Source organism: Bacteroidota bacterium (assembly GCA_016183775.1).
Taxonomy (GTDB): domain Bacteria; phylum Bacteroidota; class Bacteroidia; order JABDFU01; family JABDFU01; genus JABDFU01.
In genome coordinates this window covers 1-18,470 of sequence record JACPDY010000039.1, presented here as the reverse complement: position 1 = coordinate 18,470, position 18,470 = coordinate 1, and the positions used below count along the sequence as shown (strand labels likewise).

Below are 18,470 nucleotides of genomic sequence, written 5' to 3'. Positions count from 1 at the left end.
TTGTTGACGAAATAAATGCAGACCTCGAAATATTAATTAAAAAAGGGGAGATCGCTTATGACTATACCAATACCCGCGTCATGAACCTGTTCCGCCGATCGGAAGCAGCGAAAAAGATCGCGACTGATGAACGACTGTTAAAAATACTGGGCTTCATTCTTGGCAAACCTGTTGCTCCATTCCAGACAATAAATTTTATTTACGGCAGCCAGCAAAAAACACATTCAGATTCCATACATATGACAACTCACCCGCTTGGTTACCTTGTCGCTACGTGGATCGCGCTCGAGGATCTTGAACCCGGCTGTGGACTTTTGCATTATTACCCGGGCAGCCATAAACTGCCTTATGTAATGGGAGATGATTTTGAAAACAACAATACTCCGCTGATGGTCGGAGATGATTTTTACGGCAACTATGAAAAGAAGATCGGAGAAATTATTTCCGCCGAAGGCTTACAAAAAGAAATATTCTCAGCTAAAAAAGGGGATTTGTTTATCTGGCATGCAAATTTGTTACATGGCGGTGAACCAAGAACCAATCAAACTGCAACGCGAAAAAGTCTTGTAACACATTACTTTTGCGATGGAGATGTAATTAATTACCACGAAATAACCCAGCGGCCGGCGGTGGTGAAAAGTGTTAGCTGCCAAGATCCTTAAATCCCCTGAACAGAATTTTAAAGTCATTGGACAGCTTATAATCCTTGGCGTACAACATGTCTATACGATCCGCAGTTTCCTTGTTCAGATTTTTCCCAAGTACTACAGATGGCGTTAAAACACCCCTTTTTACAGCGGGAAGCGTCTCATGATCTGTATAGCCGATCCAGGACTTTTTACCCAGAAGCACAAGAACAATATTCCGGAAAAACAGTAAAGGCTGTTTAATAAACGGAATCATAAAAACAAAAAACGGAATAAACACAAGGCCGGTAACAAGATCGAAAGTTCGTTTTAGCCGTCTATTCTCCGGTTTAGTGATGGAATTCACATCGATCGTATAAAGATCGCCCGAAGTATCAATGGAGTTACTGCCAATGACAGAAAGACTTTCGGGCGGAGCTATCTTATAATCCACCTGTGCGTTTCCCATTTGCAGCATCAGGCTGATGATCTGCTGTGCTGCAATATCTTTCGCACAAAATATTATCTCATCGATTTCGTATATCTTAATATAATCGGGTAACTGCTCAATGCTGCCAATATTATATTTATTGTTCACGTCTGCTTTATTGGTGCTGATGTAACCAACAAACGATGTTTTAATAGTGGTTTGCTTGAGCAACTGATGTACCCTGTCGGACTCCTCAAGGCTGCCTATAATAACAATGCGTTTGCTCTCATTCTCGCTCAGACGGTATGGCTTAATATCAAACACATGCAGCAATAGCCGGAGACCTGTTGTTGAAGTGAGCGCCCATGCAGCACCGATGAGGATAAGCGCGCGCGAAAAGCGATAGATCTCAGGCAAAAGTGAATAAATGATCAATATTATTCCTGTACCAATTAAAATTCCACGCGCCAGTTTTGAAAGCCGTATGGGTTTATCGTAGCCGCCATTCAGGTAAATGGCCATTATCCAAATGATGAGGTAGCATGAAAACGCAATGTAAACAAGGCTTTCAAGGTAGGAACCGGTAACTTCCGCGTACCGGACATTTTTTTCATAATAATCTTTAATAAACAATAACCCTCCCATTACGATAGCCGCATCCAAAATGGGAAGAGTCATCGCTACAGCCATACGCCTGAATATGGCCATGCCCGCCCGTATGTATATCGCAATATGAATTAAAAAGGAAAATAGTTTGGCATGATTCTGAGAAAAATGCTTTTGCGCAAAAATGATCATCGCATTGTAAAAAACAAATACATAATTGATGCTGCTTTTGCGCGTGCTCTCTCCTTTATAATGAATAATGCGGGTTTCAGGGAAGTAATAATTTTTATATCCTGCCTGGGTGATCCGGAATGAAATGTCAATATCCTCTCCATACATGAAAAAGGTCTCATCCAATAAACCGATCCTGTCAAGCACCGATTTACGAAGCATCATGAAAGCCCCTGCTAATACATCCACTTCACTGGTCTTATCATTATCCAGGAATCCTAAATGATAACGGCCAAACAATTTTGAGTTTGGAAAAAGTGCCGCCAGTCCGAATACCTTATAAAATGCTACGGAAGGAGTCGGCAATCCCCGTTTCGATTCCGGTAGAAAATTTCCTTTTCCATCTAGCATCTTCACCCCCAGCCCTCCTGCATCGGGGTGTTCATCCATGAATTTTATCGTTTTGATAAACGTATCTTCTTCAACAACTGTATCGGGATTGAGCAGTAATACATACTCTCCTTTCGCGATGCGAATGGCCTGGTTATTCGCGAATGAAAACCCGGCATTCTTTTTATTTTCAATTAAATGCACTTCCGGAAATTTTTCTTTCACCATCCGCACAGAGCCATCAACCGAATTGTTATCTACCACAAACACTTCAGATGAAATATTCTTTAACGCAGTGCGCACGGAATGCAAACACTGCTCCAAAAAGAACTCCACGTTGTAATTAACAATTATGACAGATAATTTAACGCTCATAAATTATTTGGAGGACAACCCCTTTTCGTAAAGTGTGCGATTAATAATAGAGCGCCCCAAAGTAATTTCATCCGCAAACTCCAACTCATCTCCGATTGAAACACCACGGGCAATTGTGGAAATCATAATATTAAAATCCTTCAGCTTTTTATATATATAAAAATTTGTCGTATCACCTTCCATGGTTGTACTCAACGCCATTACAACTTCTTTTATTTCACCATTTTTAACTTTTTCAACCAGCGATTCAATGTTAAGATCATTTGGACCTATCCCATCCATTGGTGAAATAATACCCCCTAATATGTGATATACACCGTTATACTGGCCCGTGTTCTCAATGGCCATTACATCGCGAATATCTTCTACCACACAAACAAGGCTGTGATCACGCTTATGGCTGCTGCATATATCACACAATTCACGATCCGAAATATTATGACAGCTTTTACAATACTTTAATTCCCGTTTAAGTTTCATGAAGGTCTCGCTGAAGTTAGCTACATCCTTATCGTTCTGCTTAAGGAGGTGTAAAACAAAACGCAATGCTGTTTTACGGCCAACCCCGGGTAGTTTTGCAAATTCGTTTACGGCATTCTCAATTAACCGGGATGGAAAGTTCATAGTAATCTAAAATAACGAAACCAATTTTTGTTTTAGTAAAGGAAGGTCTGTATGAATTGTCTGATAAATCGTAGAAATTGATTCTATAATATCCTGGAGATAAACTTTGTCGTCACGCATTTTCAAAGGATTGCAATCGCGTTTTTTAAAACATTTTCACGAATAGAATTTTTAATCGCGCTAAACTCGACTATATCAATTTTCCGGGCAATTTTTTTTGATAATTCTGATTCCATTTTTAAAATATCAAATAGAGTCACCGGCCCGGATGGTTCAATGAGAATATCAACATCACTATTAATCTGTTCCTCTCCTCTTGAAAATGAACCAAAAAGAGCAGCTTTTTTTATAGGGTATTTTTTTAAAGTATCGCGAATTATCGCCTTAAGATTTTCCAGAGACATGAACAAATTTAATAAAAGATAGCGAGCTAATATCATACAGCCGGCAAGAATATGCCGTAAACACCAAACATAATTCTAACTAAGCCATCCTTTTTACTTTTATTTTAATTGATTGGATGGCAAGTTAGTATAATGTGTATACTTGCGAAAACAATCACACATTGAGATTTTACAGAAATACAGTTTTCGCGGTTATCCAGGTACTAAAAGAAGTATTCATTGAGAAACGCTACGCAGATAAAGTAATTGAACATGTCCTTAAACAAAACCCCAAGTGGGGCGCACGCGACAGGCGTTTTATTGCCGAAAGCTCATACGAGATCATACGCTGGTGGAGACTGATAAAGGAATGTGCGGGAGCGCCTGAAAACAATGAACAAAACCTGTGGAAAGTATTTGGAACCTGGTGCGTACTGAATGAGATCGGTCCGCCGGATTGGGATGAATTCAGCAAAATTGATCCGGAAAAGATCCGGAAAAATTATGAGCGTGCCCGGCACCAGTTTAAATTGCGCGAATCCATTCCCGACTGGATGGATGAGATGGGCAGGGCTGAATTACCAGCCAAATGGGAAGATGAGGTACATGCTTTGAATCAGCAGGCAGATGTGGTACTTCGTACAAATACACTAAAAACAACCCGGGAACAGCTTGAAAAGGCATTAAAAGAAAGTGATGTTGAAACCGAAACAATCAGTTGGTGCCCGGATGCCTTGGTGCTGAACAGGCGGCAAAATGTATTCAGGCTTCCTTTATTTAAAGAAGGTCATTTTGAAGTGCAGGATGCTTCCTCGCAAAACGTTAGTTTATTTTTGCAAGTGGAACCGGGCATGCGTGTGATTGATGCCTGCGCAGGCGGAGGCGGAAAAAGCCTGTACCTTTCTGCTCTAATGAAAAACAAAGGCCGCATCATCGCGATGGATGTTGAACAATGGAAACTGGATGAACTCAAAAAACGCAGCCGCCGGGCCGGCGCAACGAATATTGAACCACGCTTAATTGATTCCACTAAAGCCATCAAGCGCCTGCATAATACAGCCGACCGGCTTTTACTTGATGTACCCTGTTCAGGAATGGGCGTGCTTAAACGCAACCCCGATGCTAAATGGAAACTCACTCCCGAATTCATTGACTCAGTAAAAAAAACACAACAGGAATTACTGGAAAGTTACAGCAATATGCTAAAACCGGGCGGACTAATGGTATACTCTACCTGCAGTCTGTTGCCAAGCGAAAACGAAAAACAGGTTGAGGCATTTCTGAGTATACACAAAGGACAGTATGAATTAGTAAAAGAAAAACGCCATTGGCCCAGTGAAGGGTTTGACGGGTTTTATATGGCGCTTATTAAAAAATTGAATTAATAATTCACGCTACACTTCGGCTCCGATCAGTGTCCCGTCTCCGGGTTTTAATTTGTAATTTTCTTTTAAGATGCCTTGGACTTCACTTTCATCATTGAATTTGAAGCAAAAGGGAAAGACACTGTATTATATGTAACCCATATAAATGTTCCTGATAAACATCTTATAGATATTAATAAAGGCTGGCACGACTTTTACTGGAAAGCCCTGAAAGAAATAAAGAAAAAAAGCAGGCTGATCATTCCACCTGCTTTTTATTATTAAATATTTTAGATTCTCACTTCAACAAATTCTCCAACGCAGTATCATACATCTCATGTGCATCAGCAACGGTAAGCAATGTTTCGTTATCAACTTTAAACTCAGAGCCTGTAACAAAACCAAGTTTAATAAATTTCACTTCGAGATTTTTTAATAATTTGATCAGGTCGGTCTCGTGTTCTTTTTTAACGGATACCACTACCCTGCTCTGCGCTTCACCAAACAGGAAAGCATCTTTACGGATATTTTTGTCGGTAAAAATTTCAAAACCCAGGTTATGCACAATAGCGCTTTCGGCGAGCGTTATAAATAAACCTCCATCCGATACATCGTGAACCGATTGTACAATTTTAGATTTGATAGCCACTTTTACCGCTTGCTGTACATTGTACTCTTCATCGAGGTTAAAATACGGGGCAGGCGTATTTTTTATTTTGTGAAATGAATACACATATTCCGATGAGGCAATATCATTCTTCGCTTCACCTATCATATAAATGATATCGCCTTCATTTTTAAAATCCAATGTCATTACATTTTTTTTGTCGGGTAAAATACCAAGCATACCTATTGTTGGTGTCGGGAAAACCGGACCTTCATACGACGATTGATTATAAAAGCTTACATTTCCACCGGTCACGGGCGTTTGGAATTTTAAACAGGCAGCCCCCATACCTTTAATAGCACCAACAAATTGCCAGTACACTTCAGGATTGTATGGATTCCCAAAGTTCAAACAGTTTGTTATCGCGCTGGGCTCACCTCCGCTGCATACAATATTACGTGCAGCTTCCGAAACTGCGATTGCACAACCCGTTTCAGGATCGGCGTTCACATAACGCGCGTTGCAATCAACTTTGAGAGCGATCGCTTTATTGGTTCCCTTAATATTTACAATAGCTGCGTCAGACGGTGCATTGGTACTCATATTCACAGTCCCCACCATTGAATCGTATTGATTGAATACCCAGCGTTTCGACGCTATGTTAGGGTGAGATAATAAATGTTTCGCAACCGGTTTAAGGTCTTTAGGTTCTTCAACCTGGTCGATGTTGAATTTTTTTGCTTCAGCAAAATAGGAAGGTTCTTTAAATTCACGTTTATAAATGGGTGCGCCGCCGCCAAGCACCAATGATTCAGCGGGTACATCCGCGACTAATTCCTCATTCATAAAATACTGCAGGCGATCGCCCTTGGTCACTTCACCTATCTGCACGCAATTCAGATCCCATTTATCAAATACTTTTTGAATATCTTTTTCTTTGCCTTTCTTCACGACAATAAGCATGCGCTCCTGCGACTCGGACAACAATATCTCCCAATCCTTCATATTGCCTTGACGCGTCGGTATCTTATCCAGCCATATCTTCATCCCATGCTTGCCTTTAGCGCTCATTTCAGAGGTTGAACAGGTAATACCGGCAGCACCCATATCCTGCATGCCAATAACAGCACCTGTTTTAATAACCTCAAGAGATGCCTCAAGTAATAATTTCTCCTGGAACGGATCTCCTACCTGTACAGCAGGAAGATCTTTCGCTGAATCTTCCGTAATATCTTTCGACGCAAAAGCCGCTCCGTGAATGCCATCTTTACCGGTTGCAGACCCCACAATAAATACAGGATTTCCTGCACCATAGGATGTGGCCGAAACCGTTTCGCCTGCTTTTACAATACCGGCACTCATGGCATTCACCAATGGATTTGCATTATAACACTCATCAAAGAAAACTTCACCTCCAACAGTGGGGATACCAAAAGCGTTACCATAATCACCAATGCCTTTTACAACACCTTTGATGAGCCATTTTGTTTTTTCGAGTTTCAGATCGCCAAAACGCAATGAATTTAATTGCGCGATGGGACGCGCACCCATAGTAAATATATCGCGGTTAATGCCTCCCACGCCTGTCGCGGCACCCTGGTAGGGTTCCAGCGCTGAAGGGTGATTGTGTGATTCTATTTTAAAAGCGCAGCCAAGGCCATCACCGATATCAACCAGCCCGGCATTCTCTTCTCCGGCTTTGGCCAGCATGTGCGGACCATCCTTAGGCAATGTCTTCAACCATTGTATTGAATTTTTGTAAGAACAGTGTTCGCTCCACATTACGGAATAAATACTCAACTCTGTAAAGTTTGGTGTGCGGCCAAGCACTTCTTTTATCTTTTCGAACTCTTCGGGTAAAAGCCCGAGTTTTTTTGCGGTATCTGCTGTTGTGAGTTCTTCTTTAGTTGCCGTCATCATTACAAATCAGTATTAAATTAATATCAGCGTTTATACGATAATTAAATGAACGGCTAAATTAAGCATCCCTGCATAAGAAAGAGGTAAAAACATACCTATTACTTTTCAACATTTAGCCTAATTAATGAATAAAATCGTTAAAATCAACGAATAACAAATCAAGAATGAATTTACCTGATTGATGCCGGTTAAGATTCGTAAATTACGCACTTCTTTTAATTCATTTCAGGCAACAGAAAAGCCATGCTAATTATGCAATATTTACTTTGTTTAGCTTATATCGCATTCTTCATTTTTCTGATTCAACAGATAGGTTTTTTTGAAGTACCCGGACTATCACGCAAAGCTTTATCAGGAATATTTCTTTTTAAGATACTTGCCGGAATTACGCTGTGGGCCATCTACGCATACAAATACAATGACCGATCAACCTCGGATATTTTTAAATACTTTGATGACAGTAAAGTGATGTATGATGCGCTGTTAACCTCCCCCGCCGATTACTTTAAAATGCTGGCGGGTATCGGAAATGACACTCCTCATTTCGCCCGATACTATGATCAAATGAACAACTGGTACAACCATTTTAACAGCAACCTGTATAACGACAGCCACAGCATGATCCGCCTGAATGCCTTTATGCGCCTGTTTTCCATGGGCTATTATCATGTGCATATTGTTTTCATCTGCTTTTTATCGATGACGGGTCTTACCGGTATTTATCATTTTTTTGCTGATAAGCTAAACGACAAAAAAAAACTGCTCACCGCATGTATTTTTCTTGTTCCATCAGTTTTATTGTGGAGTTCGGGCATGGTGAAAGAAGCATTGATCATTTTTTTTATGGGTATTTTGCTGTATGCTTTCAAAAAATTGCTGAACGGACAGATGCAGTGGCTATCGCTTTTAATAATTACACTGATTATCTTTTTACTATTTGTTACAAAATTTTATGTATTAGTCGCCCTTACACCGGCTCTTGCAGCATTCGCGTGGGCTTACAAAAGCAGTATTCGCCTTATTTTTATGAAATACGCGGCGGTAATAAGCATTTATATTCTTCTGGGGCAGCTTGTCCGCATATTCATCCCGGCATATGACCCCATTGAAGTGATCCGTATCAAACAAAAAGATTTTTTACACATAAGTACTGCAGGAATCTACCTGAAAAATGACAGTATTACTGTTTTTATACATCCTTCCCAGAAAAGCATACTCAGCACAATTGATTCCACCAATTACAGTATTAAAACCGGAAGCCATTTTATTTACTTTAAAAACAATAAGGACGATACGCTGCGTGGTATAAGTAAAAGCGACACTATACAATTTGCATTTTTGAATGAAGTGCTTGAAACAGGCAGCAGAATATATTTACCAAAGATCACCGCCACACCGTGGAGTTTGCTGAAGGCTACTCCCGTGGCGCTTCACAATGCACTGTTTCGACCGGTACTATTGGGCAAACATTGGCTGATAAATATTGCCTCGGTTGAGAACTGGTTTATACTTTGTTTTATAAGCTGCTGCCTGTTGTTTTCAAAACCATTAAAAACGATCAACTGGAATTATGTTTTAATGGGATGCACGTTCTCATTGATGATGTACTTGCTTATAGGCTGGATAACACCCGTTTTAGGCGCGATAGTCCGTTACAAAACTCCCGCATTGCCTTTTTTTCTTATAGCATTTTTATGCGTGCTTGATCAAGCCAAATTAAAACTGGCTTTTAAGGGGAAAATCCGAACCAGGTAAAGCGTCCCTGATCCAACGCCAATTCCTTTTCTTGGAATGAAGTGAAATTTTGAATCTGAAATTCTATTTATTCCGGCTAACCTAATCTAAACTAAATATTCAATTAATTATTACAAATAATTGATAATAAGTTATTTATGATAAAAAATATATTTTATATATAAACTACATCTTAGGATCAATTTTTTTTTGATTTATTATTTTTAGAATAAACTGGTTTGGGTCCAACATTATGAATTACTACATTTAAGCTTTACGAATAGCACCGATAAGTTCTAATTGTAACTATTAACCAGGCAAGGCAATAAAGTGAATAAATTAATGGATATAAATCGCGTTCTCAGGTTAATGTATATCTCCACTTTGTTACTTGTGTGTAATAAAACCTTTTCACAGGGATCTGAAACCGACAAACTTGGATATTGTGTTAATCCGTTTGTAATGTATTATCAATATGATCCGTCTCTCGGCACACCTGCACCACCATATACAGTTACCTGGAGAATTAATGGAAACCTTGTCAGAACTGTAACAGCTACAAATTCTTATTCTCCATGGTTTCCGCAACCCACTTCCTGGCACGATTCTTTAGTTCCGCCGGTTACAGGATATACCTACAATGGTCTTTATCCGGCTGGCGCCTACACATATGTAGTCCGGATGACCAATTCATCCGGGTTTGACAGGACCTTTACCTGGAATGTTCAGTATGATTCATTAATTATAACAAAAACAGACGCTCCCGCAACCTGTGGCAGCCCTTCAACAGGCTCAATTTCAGTCACTGGATTTGGTGCAACTCAATTATCTGATTATACTATTGTTTTGAATCCAGGCGGTACACCTTTAACCGGAACGAGTTTTAATAATTTAGCCCCGGGAACCTATACCGTAAAAGTGGATGGCAAGCCTGGCATAGGCGGAGGATGGATTCAAAACGGGGTTGACAGAGGTCTGACATGTCATGATACATACACTTTCACAATAGTGCAACCTGCCATATTATCGGCAGTTGCCACAGCATCAAAAAATGCATCCTGCGGATTAAATAATGGTGAAGTAAGTGCAACTCCCTCCGGAGGTGTGCCGGGATATTTTTACACATGGAGTCCCGGTGGTGCGGTTTCGCAAACTGTTGCCGGTCTGTCGGCAGGGAGCTATACTGTTACTGTTACTGATGCGATGGGCTGCACAAATATATCATCCGTTTCGATTACGAATGCCGGGGCAATAACAGCCACAATAGGTACAACAAATAATGTAACCTGCTTCGGTTTAAGTAATGGAAATACAAGTGTCTCAGTCGGCAACGGAACAGCGAGCTACACATACAGCTGGAGCAACGGATCCAGTAATGTTCTTCCCACTGCAACGAATACCATTGGCAGCTTATCAGCGGGTAGCTATACAGTAACTATAACCGACAGCAATGGTTGTATTGCCAGCACAAATGTTACAATAACAGAACCTGCTGCACTTAACATTCCAACGCCTTCCACCAGTCCTTCCGTTTGCGGTAATAATAACGGAACCGCGGGCGTAACTCCAACAGGCGGCACCCCGGGGTACTCTTATTCCTGGAGCAACAATTCATCAGCTCAAACAGCTTCAGGATTATCTGCAGCTACCTATACCGTAACAGTAACCGATGCCAACACCTGCAGTCAAACTGCAACAGCAACAGTTGCCGGCACAGGCACAGCAACGATCAGCGCAACATCAGTTGATGAAACATGCTATGGTGCCAATAATGGCTCTGCAACTGTTACGGCGAGCGGAATCCCTCCGTATACATATAGCTGGAGTTCCAGCCAAACTACTGCCACAGTCAGCGGCTTATCACCCGGAACCTATTCTGTTACGGTAACTGCAGGAGGATGCCAGGCTGATACCGTAATTACAATTGCAGGTCCGCCTGACCTGGTAATTGTGGCCGCAGCCACTACCACCCCTTGCGGAAGCAGTACCGGCCAGGTTTCAGTAAGTCCGACCGGCGGTACAGGTGCGTACACCTTTCTTTGGTCGCCGGGAGGCGCTGTATCCCAAACCGTTTCCGGACTTGCCGCAGGAACGTATTCTGTAACGGTTACTGATAATAAAGGTTGTTCTAAATCAGCACCCGCCATTGTAAGCAGTATACCGGGTCCTTCCGCTTCAATTACAGGAACCACAGATGTTAATTGTAAAGGAACTCCGGATGGAACGATTACGGTAACCGCATCAAGCGGAACTTCACCATACAATTATACCTGGAACACTGCTCCCGTTCAAAACACCGCAATGGCAAACAATTTAGCTGGTGGCACCTATTCGGTTACCATAAGTGATGCGAATGGCTGTACTACGGTTACCAGCGCAACAATTACCGAGCCCCCGCTTTTAACCGCCACTAATCCGACGCCTCAAACTATATGTATGGGGCAAAATACGACGTTGAGCATTAGCGCTTCCGGAGGAACACCTTCCCACACGTATTCATGGTTGCCTGACGGATTAGTTGGTCCCACTGTAAATGTTAGCCCGACCACATCCACCACCTACACAATAATAATTACTGATTCAAAAGGATGTACAGTAACAAAAACTGTTATTGTCGCACTTAGCCCTCCCTTAATCGTAAATGCATCAGGCACACAAACAGTATGCGATAGCGGCTCAGCTCCGTTAAGCGCAAATGCCAGCGGCGGTATGGGCGCGCCTTACACCTATAGCTGGATGCCCGGAGGTTTAACCGGTCCGAACATAACTGTTAACCCATCGACGACCACTGATTATACAGTAAGTGTTACTGATGGATGCGGAACTCCGGCAGCAACATCGATGGTTACTGTAACTACAACTCCTCCACCCACAATACAATTTACCTCTGACATAACCGGCGGCTGCTCTCCACTTCTTGTAACATTCACAAATATCACCCCTAATGCAGCCTTTTGTTTTTGGGATTTCGGCGACGGATACACTTCAATAGCCTGTACTGACACACATACATATGTGGCACCGGGAATTTATCCTGTTAAATTAACAGTGACGGATACCAATGGCTGTGTAAATACACTCACAACGTCCGGAATGATCAGCACATCATCGCCAATAGCTGATTTTAACATGTCATCCACCAGTGTGAGCATATATGAACCATCAATCAATTTTACAGATAAATCGACCAGAGCCACGGGCTGGTTATGGGACTTTGGTGATACTACAAGCAACACGAACAGCAGTCTATTGACCAACCCATCGCACACTTATTCGGATACGGGTATTTATTGCATCAAATTAACAGTGCGGGATTCTGGCGGATGTACTGACAGCACAGTGAAGTGCTTAACCGTTAAGCCCCAGTTCACTTTTTACGTTCCGAATGCCTTTTCTCCGAATGAGGATAATATAAATGAGAGTTTTAACGGAAAAGGTTCAGGGATCACCCAATATAAAATGATCGTGTTTGACAGATGGGGTAATCTCATCTTTACAACCGATGATTTAAATGTAGGCTGGGATGGAAAAGTACAGGGTAAAAGCGGCAACCTTGTTCAGCAGGATGTGTACGTATATAAGATCGTATTGAAAGATATTTTCAGCCTGACGCATAACTATGTTGGTCATGTTACCGTTGTCAAGTGATCTGCAATTTAAGTCATTTATATCCTGTTTCCGCCTCATTTTAGTTTGAAAGATTGATCCGGCAAACCTCCACAAAACGCTTTAAATTTTATACTTTTATCATCTTGTAACAACATGGTGATGAGTTTTAACGATCTTTTCCGAAAAAAATCAGCCACCCAGGCTTTAAAACAGGAAGATTTTCCCGGAGAGCATGTTTCCCTTAATAAAGTGCTTCGCGTGCGGGATCTTACATTTTTCGGGATCGCAGCCATTATAGGAGCCGGGAGTTTCAGCAGTATGGGTGATGCCTGTTTCAATGGCGGACCCGGGGTTGTTTTTCTGTTTATAATGTGTGCAGTGGCCTGCGGGTTTACCGCTATGTGTTACGCAGAATTCGCTTCACGTGTTCCCGCTTCCGGCAGCGCATACACATATGCCTATGTTTCTTTCGGGGAGTTATTTGCCTGGATCATTGGCTGGGCATTGCTGATGGAGTATTCGATAGGAAATATTTATGTAGCCTTTTCCTGGAGCGGGTATTTCACCAACCTCCTGGATGGCGTTGGTATTCATTTACCCCAGTATCTAACAACAAATTACACATCGGCCCATGAGGCCTGGTTGAACAACACTCCGGGTGAAGGAATGAATGCGTGGAACACAGCCCCGCAACTTGGAGGTCTAAATATCATTTTTGACTTACCCGCCATATGCATCAACGCAGTTATTACCTGGCTTGTATATGTGGGAGTAAAAGAATCACGCAACTTCAGTAATGCCATGGTTATAACAAAACTTGTTATTATCACGCTGGTAATTGTAGTAGGGATATTTTATGTGGATATTGAAAACTGGACACCCTTTATGCCCAATGGTTTTGGCGGAGTAATGAAGGGTGTGGCAGCTGTTTTTTTTGCTTATATAGGTTTCGATGCTGTGTCGACGCTGGCGGAAGAAAGCGAGAACCCGCAAACCGATCTGCCGCGCGGCATGATCAATTCACTGGTTATCTGCACTGTAATTTATATCATCCTGTCCTTTGTCCTTACAGGTATGGTTTCCTACAGCCAGCTTGGTGTGAGCGATCCGCTTGCGGAAGTGTTTAACCTGAAAGGTGTAAAATGGATGTTGTTTACAGTTTCGATCGCCGCTGTTGTGGCGATGACAAGTGTATTACTCGTTTTCCAGATGGGGCAGCCACGTATATGGATGAGCATGAGCCGCGACGGTCTTTTACCTAAACGCTTTTCATCCATTCACCCTAAATATAAAACGCCCGGATTTTCAACAATTATTACGGGACTGGTAGTCGGTATCCCCATTCTTTTTACGGATGAAAAATTTGTACTCGACTTTACGAGTATAGCCACCCTATTTGCCTTCGCGCTTGTTTGCGGAGGAGTATTAATGCTTCCTCGCCACGAAAAACCTATCAGTAAGGGCCATAAAAGATTCCGCCTGCCCTATATAAACGGGAAATGGATAATCCCGATCGCTACATTGATCTCATTCGCGCTGGTCTCTTATTTCATCCCCGGGTTTATTACAAACAATTTTAATATCACCAATGAAACAGCAGCCTCGATGATTCCCATGCTGGTATTTTTTGTGCTTTGTATTACAATGGCAATTCTTTCATTCTTAAAGGAGCTTTCACTGATCCCTGTACTGGGATTACTTTCGTGCTCATTCCTGTTAACGGGAATGTCGGCCTCCAACTGGATATGGTTTTTTAGCTGGCTGGCAGCGGGCCTTGTTATTTATTTTGCATATAGTTTTAAAAACAGTAAATTAAATAAAGGCCTCACCTCCACCCTCTCCAAAGGAGAGGATGTTTAATTGGAGGAGGCAGGAGGAAAACATATGATAGCTTTAGTAACAGGTGCAACATCAGGGATCGGCAAGGCAACAGCATTGTTGCTGGCCAGGCATGGCTATGACATGATCATTACCGGGCGCAGGCAGGAAAGGCTCGATATTTTAAGCGCTGAAATAAAAAAAATATCGAACGCACATGTACTTTCACTGTGTTTTGATGTCCGCCACCAGGATGAAGTGACAAAGAATATCCAATCGCTAAAAGAAAACTGGAGCAAGATAGATGTATTGGTAAACAATGCCGGACTTGCCGCCGGGTTCAGTACGATACAGGAAGGGGTTGTTGACGACTGGGAACGTATGATCGACACCAACATTAAAGGATTGCTGTATGTAACCAGGATTGTTGCCCCGATGATGATAAAACACGGAAAGGGCCATATTGTGAACATTGGCTCGATAGCCGGAAAAGAAGTATATCCTAATGGCAATGTGTATTGCGCCACCAAATATGCTGTCGACGCGTTAAACAGGGCGATGCGCCTTGATCTTCTGCAGCATGGTATTCGTGTTACAGGCATACATCCCGGTATGGTGGAAACAGAATTTTCGATCGTGCGGTACAATGGCGATGAAGAACGTGCTAAAAAAGTTTATGCGGGTCTTAAACCGCTTACACCGGAAGACATTGCTGAAACCATTGCCTGGGCTTTAACCCGCCCTGCACATGTAAATATCACAGAAATTGTACTTACACCGACTGCACAGGGTAATGCCATAACCGCTGTACGAAAAGCCTGAACTTGAAACAGAAAGTATCACATACTATCGCGGCCCACAGGTCAAAGAGTTTTGTTATACTTCTTCTGGGTTTGTTTTCACTATGTATGCATGCACAGGATTCAGCACCCTCAAAAAAAATACGTACAAATAAACGCATGTATATAGGTATGGTCATTCCTTTTTACAGCAATAATAGGGATCATACGGATGAAACGAAAGGCAGTTTCGCGTTCAACATAGGCTTTAAAAAGATGTACAAACTATTTGGCACAGGTATCGAAACGGGTCTTGAATATCTGAACCAGGGACTTTCATTTCGTTCGTATTATTTTGCACCCGGTTATTCAAAACTGTATGATAAAACATTTCCGTTCACACATACCCTCAGAATGAACGAGTTTCAACTTCCCATATTATTAAAACAATCATTGGGAAAAGAAACACGACGCAAAACCACCTCCTATTTTACCTTTGGCTGGGCCTGGAGATATATATTGTATTCCAACACTTCTATTGAATCGATAAATGATGGCATACAGGTTTATGATGGTAAAACGAAGATCACGTTTGAGTATCCGTTCCCCTGGAGTCGTTTCGGATCATTGCTGCAAGGCGGATTGGGCTTACAATTCAATAACCTTCAAACCCAATCGGCATTATTTTTTGAGGCGAATTACAAATTATCGATCTCAAGATTCCATTATACGGGCAGGAACAATAGTAATAATCTCTTTATAAAAGATTCAAACTTATCGATCAATGTTGGATATAAATTTTAACTCATTTGGCTAAGTCAGAATCGTTAATATGCCTTCCATAACCGTAAAAAACATACCTGATTTTAAAGAGGCGGCAGCAAAACTTCTGGAAAATAATCCCGGAAGAAAACTGTTTGCCATAAAAGGAGTGATGGGCGCGGGAAAAACAACATTCATTAAGGCTATTTGCAAACAGCTTGGTGTGAAAGACACTACCGGCAGTCCAACCTTTTCAATCATTAATGAATATCTGGGACAGAACGGATCAAAGATCTGTCATTTTGATTTCTATCGCATAAAAAACATTGAAGAAGTATATGACATTGGCTATGAAGATTATTTTTACTCCAATGCCTGGTGCTTTATCGAATGGCCGGAGAAAATAGCCGGATTAATGCCTGCGGATACAGTTGAAGTGGAAATAAGTGTAAATGGTACGGAAAGGGTGATTAGTTATTGAGTTATTGGGTTATTGGGTTATTGGGTTATTGGGTTATTGAGTTATTGAGTTATTGGGTTATTGAGTTATTAAGTTATTGGGTTATTGAGTTATTAAGTTATTGGGTTATTGGGTTATTGAGTTATTGGGTTATTGAGTTATTGGGTTATTGAGTTATTGGGTTATTGAGTTATTGGGTTATTGAGTTATTGAGTTATTGAGTTATTGAGTTATTGAGTTATTGAGTTATTGAGTTATTGGGGTATTGAGTTATTGGGGTATTATATTATTGGGGTATTGAGTTATTGGGGTATTGAGTTGTTGAGTTATATGTTATTAAGTTATTGAAGTAACTAACAACAAAAACAGTACACTTTCGGCAAGAATGATTAAATTTAGTGGCCTAAAAAATTCTTTATGAAGTCATCTAAAGATCTGATTAAATCCTTATCACAAACGGCCCTGATGCCTCAGGAGGAAACCCTCGAGATTTCTAAAAAGAAAGGCCGGCTCAACATAGGTATTCCCCGTGAAATTTCGTTCCAGGAGAACAGGGTGGCACTTGTTCCCGATGCGGTAAGCTTGCTGGTCAATAACGGGCATCAGGTGGTTGTGGAAACCAACGCCGGCAAAATGTCGAATTTCCAGGATCATGATTACAGTGAGGCGGGAGCTCAGATCGTTTATACACCCGAAGAAATATATAAAAACTCGGAGATCATTGTAAAGGTCGCACCTCCTTCACCGGAAGAAATTGAATTCATGCGGCCTAGGCAAACGCTGTTTTCGGCTTTACAGCTTACCGTGCAGCCCGAAAGTTACATCAAGCATTTAATGGGTAAAAAAGTTACCGCTATTGCTTACGACCTATTGAAGGATGAAGAGGGAATATATTCTGTGATACGTTCCATGAGTGAGATAGCAGGAGGAGCATCGATACTTATCGCAGCTGAATACCTGAGCAATGTGAACAACGGGCAAGGCGCTATGCTCGGAGGCATATCAGGTATATCACCAACAGAAGTAATCATTCTCGGCGCAGGTACAGTAGGTGAATTTGCTACCCGTGCCGCATTAGGACTGGGTGCTTCTGTTAAAGTGTTCGACAATTCAGTTTATAAATTACGGCGCCTGCAAAGTGTGTTGGGTACGCGTGTTTTTACATCGATCATACAGCCACGCGTATTGGCCAAGCACCTGAAAACGGCCGATGTTGTTATTGGCGCCATGCGTGCGAAAGAAGGCCGTACACCATTGGTGGTTACTGAAGAGATGGTGGCTGACATGAAAGTAGGATCGGTAATTGTTGATGTAAGTATTGACCAGGGCGGCTGTTTCGAAACGTCCAAAACTACCAATCATACCAATCCCGTTTTCCGTAAACATGGTGTTATACACTATTGTGTTCCAAACATTGCATCGCGCGTTTCCCGCACTGCATCGTATGCATTAAGCACTATATTTGGCTCCATTCTTCTTGATATAGGAGAAGAAGGCGGAGTGGAAAAAATGCTGAAATACCATGCAGGTGTACGTAATGGTGTGTATATTTTTAACGGCAGCCTTACCAACAAATACCTCGGCGATCTGTTAAAACTGAAATATAAAGACCTTGATCTGCTAATAGCGGGGATTTAGTTTGCTTGGTCAGTTATCAGTTGTTTGTTGTCTTGTGAAACCAACCAACAACCAACAACCACAACCAACAACCACAACCAACAACCAACAACCAACAACCAACAACCAACAACCAACAACCAACAACCAACAACCAACAACCAACAACCAACAACCAACAACCAACAACCAACA

At 41.6% G+C, this 18,470-nt stretch carries 14 protein-coding genes; 10 read left to right on the top strand and 4 right to left on the bottom strand.

The features are described from left to right. Positions 1 to 662: phytanoyl-CoA dioxygenase family protein (locus HYU69_05190; protein MBI2269737.1), on the top strand; the 662-nt coding region annotated here is incomplete at its 5' end. On the opposite strand, the gene HYU69_05185 is transcribed toward HYU69_05190, so the two are convergent. The 3 genes from HYU69_05185 to HYU69_05175 form a co-directional block, all read right to left on the bottom strand. Continuing rightward, the gene (locus HYU69_05185; GenBank protein MBI2269736.1) at positions 643 to 2,598 is read right to left on the bottom strand and encodes a glycosyltransferase; all 1,956 of its coding nucleotides are present in this window, start codon (positions 2,596 to 2,598) and stop codon (positions 643 to 645) included. The genes HYU69_05190 and HYU69_05185 overlap by 20 nt on opposite strands. A 3-nt stretch (positions 2,599 to 2,601) precedes the next feature. After that, complete coding sequence (gene recR, locus HYU69_05180) at positions 2,602 to 3,222, bottom strand: recombination protein RecR (protein MBI2269735.1); 621 nt, start codon at positions 3,220 to 3,222, stop codon at positions 2,602 to 2,604. Between the two features lie 122 nt (positions 3,223 to 3,344). Next, positions 3,345 to 3,626 carry a nucleotidyltransferase family protein gene (locus tag HYU69_05175; GenBank protein ID MBI2269734.1) on the bottom strand — a complete coding sequence of 94 codons (282 nt, stop codon included), beginning with the start codon at positions 3,624 to 3,626 and terminating at the stop codon, positions 3,345 to 3,347. 161 nt (positions 3,627 to 3,787) lie between these two features. Here HYU69_05175 and HYU69_05170 point away from each other — a divergent pair, with 161 nt between their 5' ends. Then, positions 3,788 to 4,990, top strand: coding sequence for a class I SAM-dependent methyltransferase (locus HYU69_05170; GenBank protein ID MBI2269733.1), 1,203 nt, complete (start codon positions 3,788 to 3,790; stop codon positions 4,988 to 4,990). Positions 4,991 to 5,065: 75 nt separating this feature from the next. Further along, complete coding sequence (locus HYU69_05165) at positions 5,066 to 5,254, top strand: hypothetical protein (GenBank protein MBI2269732.1); 189 nt, start codon at positions 5,066 to 5,068, stop codon at positions 5,252 to 5,254. Positions 5,255 to 5,267: 13 nt separating this feature from the next. Here HYU69_05165 and purL read toward each other — a convergent pair whose 3' ends face one another. Further along, positions 5,268 to 7,493, bottom strand: a complete 2,226-nt coding sequence (gene purL / locus HYU69_05160) for a phosphoribosylformylglycinamidine synthase subunit PurL (protein MBI2269731.1) — start codon at positions 7,491 to 7,493, stop codon at positions 5,268 to 5,270. Between the two features lie 255 nt (positions 7,494 to 7,748). Between purL and HYU69_05155 the strand changes: the two genes are divergently transcribed. From HYU69_05155 to HYU69_05125, 7 genes are all read left to right on the top strand, one after another. Then, positions 7,749 to 9,251: a hypothetical protein gene (locus HYU69_05155; GenBank protein ID MBI2269730.1), complete on the top strand. Its 1,503-nt coding sequence runs from the start codon at positions 7,749 to 7,751 to the stop codon at positions 9,249 to 9,251. Positions 9,252 to 9,572: 321 nt separating this feature from the next. Further along, positions 9,573 to 12,878, top strand: coding sequence for a gliding motility-associated C-terminal domain-containing protein (locus HYU69_05150; GenBank protein MBI2269729.1), 3,306 nt, complete (start codon positions 9,573 to 9,575; stop codon positions 12,876 to 12,878). Positions 12,879 to 12,998: 120 nt separating this feature from the next. Continuing rightward, complete coding sequence (locus HYU69_05145) at positions 12,999 to 14,699, top strand: amino acid permease (GenBank protein ID MBI2269728.1); 1,701 nt, start codon at positions 12,999 to 13,001, stop codon at positions 14,697 to 14,699. A gap of 24 nt (positions 14,700 to 14,723) precedes the next feature. After that, the gene (locus HYU69_05140) at positions 14,724 to 15,479 is read left to right on the top strand and encodes an SDR family NAD(P)-dependent oxidoreductase (protein ID MBI2269727.1); all 756 of its coding nucleotides are present in this window, start codon (positions 14,724 to 14,726) and stop codon (positions 15,477 to 15,479) included. A 2-nt stretch (positions 15,480 to 15,481) separates the two neighbouring features. Next, positions 15,482 to 16,240, top strand: a complete 759-nt coding sequence (locus HYU69_05135) for a hypothetical protein (GenBank protein ID MBI2269726.1) — start codon at positions 15,482 to 15,484, stop codon at positions 16,238 to 16,240. 28 nt (positions 16,241 to 16,268) lie between these two features. Then, entirely contained in the window at positions 16,269 to 16,679 is a 411-nt protein-coding gene (gene tsaE, locus HYU69_05130; protein MBI2269725.1) for a tRNA (adenosine(37)-N6)-threonylcarbamoyltransferase complex ATPase subunit type 1 TsaE, read from the top strand. A gap of 396 nt (positions 16,680 to 17,075) precedes the next feature. Beyond that, a complete protein-coding gene (locus tag HYU69_05125; GenBank protein ID MBI2269724.1) occupies positions 17,076 to 18,296 on the top strand; it encodes an alanine dehydrogenase in 1,221 nt (406 codons plus the stop codon). The last annotated feature ends 174 nt before the right edge of the window (positions 18,297 to 18,470 follow it).

Excerpts from the sequence above, each read along its gene's own strand:
- HYU69_05185 (MBI2269736.1), bottom strand. The coding sequence starts at position 2,598 with ATGAGCGTTAAATTATCTGTCATAATTGTTAATTACAACGTGGAGTTC.
- recR (MBI2269735.1), bottom strand. The coding sequence starts at position 3,222 with ATGAACTTTCCATCCCGGTTAATTGAGAATGCCGTAAACGAATTTGCA.
- HYU69_05175 (MBI2269734.1), bottom strand. The coding sequence starts at position 3,626 with ATGTCTCTGGAAAATCTTAAGGCGATAATTCGCGATACTTTAAAAAAA.
- purL (MBI2269731.1), bottom strand. The coding sequence starts at position 7,493 with ATGACGGCAACTAAAGAAGAACTCACAACAGCAGATACCGCAAAAAAA.
- HYU69_05155 (MBI2269730.1), top strand. The coding sequence starts at position 7,749 with ATGCAATATTTACTTTGTTTAGCTTATATCGCATTCTTCATTTTTCTG.
- HYU69_05150 (MBI2269729.1), top strand. The coding sequence starts at position 9,573 with ATGGATATAAATCGCGTTCTCAGGTTAATGTATATCTCCACTTTGTTA.
- HYU69_05145 (MBI2269728.1), top strand. The coding sequence starts at position 12,999 with ATGAGTTTTAACGATCTTTTCCGAAAAAAATCAGCCACCCAGGCTTTA.
- HYU69_05140 (MBI2269727.1), top strand. The coding sequence starts at position 14,724 with ATGATAGCTTTAGTAACAGGTGCAACATCAGGGATCGGCAAGGCAACA.
- tsaE (MBI2269725.1), top strand. The coding sequence starts at position 16,269 with ATGCCTTCCATAACCGTAAAAAACATACCTGATTTTAAAGAGGCGGCA.
- HYU69_05125 (MBI2269724.1), top strand. The coding sequence starts at position 17,076 with ATGAAGTCATCTAAAGATCTGATTAAATCCTTATCACAAACGGCCCTG.